Origin of the sequence: Microcystis sp. LE19-10.1B, from assembly GCF_027530565.1 — a bacterium.
In the GTDB taxonomy this organism is placed as follows: Bacteria; Cyanobacteriota; Cyanobacteriia; order Cyanobacteriales; family Microcystaceae; genus Microcystis; species Microcystis aeruginosa.
In genome coordinates, this window is record NZ_JAPZQM010000482.1 from 1 (window position 1) to 2,121 (window position 2,121).

General features: G+C 41.1%; 4 protein-coding genes. All 4 read left to right on the plus strand.

Features of this window, described 5'->3' with window-relative positions:
- Window positions 1–468 precede the first annotated feature (468 nt).
- The gene (locus O9332_RS17355; protein ID WP_196219824.1) at window positions 469–624 is read left to right on the plus strand and encodes a hypothetical protein; all 156 of its coding nucleotides are present in this window, start codon (window positions 469–471) and stop codon (window positions 622–624) included.
- A gap of 146 nt (window positions 625–770) precedes the next feature.
- Window positions 771–1,067, plus strand: coding sequence for a toxin-antitoxin system TumE family protein (locus O9332_RS17360; RefSeq protein ID WP_002751505.1), 297 nt, complete (start codon window positions 771–773; stop codon window positions 1,065–1,067).
- Window positions 1,048–1,395: an HVO_A0114 family putative DNA-binding protein gene (locus O9332_RS17365; RefSeq protein ID WP_002751511.1), complete on the plus strand. Its 348-nt coding sequence runs from the start codon at window positions 1,048–1,050 to the stop codon at window positions 1,393–1,395. The genes O9332_RS17360 and O9332_RS17365 overlap by 20 nt, the downstream gene beginning before the upstream one ends.
- A 257-nt stretch (window positions 1,396–1,652) precedes the next feature.
- Window positions 1,653–1,934, plus strand: a complete 282-nt coding sequence (locus O9332_RS17370) for a hemolysin XhlA family protein (RefSeq protein ID WP_002759172.1) — start codon at window positions 1,653–1,655, stop codon at window positions 1,932–1,934.
- The last annotated feature ends 187 nt before the right edge of the window (window positions 1,935–2,121 follow it).

Consider the following 2,121-nt stretch of genomic DNA (forward strand, 5'->3'; position numbering starts at 1 on the left):
ACCTTTATAGAGACAGACATTGCCGCAATTTTTGTCAATTGTTTGCGATCTGGAGCGAACTAATCAATTAAATCTCTTGCCAGATAAGGATTGAGTCGATTTATGCCCCCCTATCGAACCATAACAAGTCCCGAAGAGCCAGAATCATAGTCCATCACACAATCACAAAAATCATAGTTAAGACGATGATTAGACTCATGATTGAATGAGCGACTATGATTAGGTTATCTTTGACAATCATCAGTATTTATTGTCTTATATCACATCATGGTGTCGCTCTCTCGAAAAGAATCATAGTCCATCACACAATCACAAAAATCATAGTTAAGACGATGATTAGAATGAGCGACTATGATTAGGTTATCTTTGACAATCATGAGTATTTATTGTCTTATATCACATCATGGTGTCGCTCTCTCGAAAAGAATCATAGTCCATCACACAATCACAAAAATCATAGTTAAGACGATGAATGAACAACGCGCCCAAGCTTATGTTAATTTAATAGAACAGTTGCTCGCTTGTGCTGATGGTGAGGAACCCAATATCCTGCAAGCTAATCAGGAATTGATTGACCCCGAATTTTTGCAGATGATGGAAAACTATGCAACAGGGTTAGAATAATAAGGATACAATAACCATGCAGATTGATTTAACACAACACTTTGGGCAATATCTCAATCCTCAAGCGAGAAATATAGAAGAATATAAGGCGTTTTTAACTGTTGGGGACATTGACAACAGGCCAAGGTGTTGTTAGTATATCCAACATGAAGGCTACCGCGCTCATTCGTCGTCGCGTCATCTTGGCCCCAGACGCATTCGCAGAAGTCACTGTCTGGCGTGTTCCCCAACCAGTTCTGCCATCGGAGCATCCTTACAAATATCGTCTCGCTTACATAGTCAACGGCAAATGTGTGTTGCGATATGATAACGAACGCGGTAAAGGCGATCACCGTCATTTCGATGGTGTGGAGTCTCTTTATGCTTTCTCTTCGCCAGACCAATTGATGGCCGACTTCAACTCTGACATTTTGAGGTGGAATTATGAACACGGTCGTTCTTGAAGTTCGCTCCTTGACTGACACCCTTGCCGATGCCGTTCAAGCGATGAAAACTGGTCGAGCAGAAAAAGAAGTTCGTATCAGTTTTGCTACCCCCGAACTTCTCTGGAAAGTTCTGACTGCCAAGCGGTGGGAACTCCTCAAAGCTATGTGCGGTGCTGGCCCCATTTCTATCCGTGAGGCGGCGAGGCGAGTACATCGGGATGTTAAAGCAGTACATGGAGATATTACGGCACTTTTAAATGTCGGTATTCTGAGCCGTGTAGCAGATGGGAGCGTAGAGTTCCCGTTTGAAGCGATCAAGGTTGAATTCATGTTGCAAGCCGTTTGATCGCCGGATTAGTAGCGATCGCGAATAAAGAGGACACATGAACCAAAAGTATTATCATTCTCAAAGGTAAGTAGGGAGGCGTTAAAAGTTGTCAGACACCCCCCTTATCAAGGGGGGATTAAGGGGGGATCGGCACCCCCCTTATCAAGGGGGGCAGGGGGGATCGAACCTAAAATCCATTTTTAATTTAATTATAACCAGCTATAAAATAGTGATAGTCGTGCCTATATTCCGATAATTATTAGGAGAATCATCAGATGTCAGTTACTATTGAACAAGATCTTAAAGAAGTTTTAGGTGAAATTAATCAGAAACTAGAAAATATTAATAGTCGCCTCACTAATTTAGAGGTTGGACAAGCTAGATTAGAAGAAAAGGTCGATGCTTTAGACAAGGATATTGAGAGGGTGAAAGAAGATACCAAAGAATTGAAAGGCTCTCAAAAGGCCCAGATTTGGACGTTAATCGGAATTTTGGGAACGGCTTTACTAGGAACGGTCATTCGCTACATTATTATTCCTTTTCCTCCTCAATCGTAAATATAATTATAACAATCACAGTACAGACAATGAATGAACAACGCGCCGGGAGCATCTCACTTATGCAATGAGTATTAATACTTATAGCAGTCAAAAACTAGAAAATCTTCAACTTGATCACAAAGAGAAATGAGATTATAATAGTTATAACTTACAATTCAGAATAGCTCTCGATGGGAGGAATAAT

Coding starts and splice junctions, on each gene's coding strand:
- O9332_RS17365 (WP_002751511.1), top strand. CDS start 1,048: ATGAACACGGTCGTTCTTGAAGTTCGCTCCTTGACTGACACCCTTGCC.
- O9332_RS17355 (WP_196219824.1), top strand. CDS start 469: ATGAATGAACAACGCGCCCAAGCTTATGTTAATTTAATAGAACAGTTG.
- O9332_RS17370 (WP_002759172.1), top strand. CDS start 1,653: ATGTCAGTTACTATTGAACAAGATCTTAAAGAAGTTTTAGGTGAAATT.
- O9332_RS17360 (WP_002751505.1), top strand. CDS start 771: ATGAAGGCTACCGCGCTCATTCGTCGTCGCGTCATCTTGGCCCCAGAC.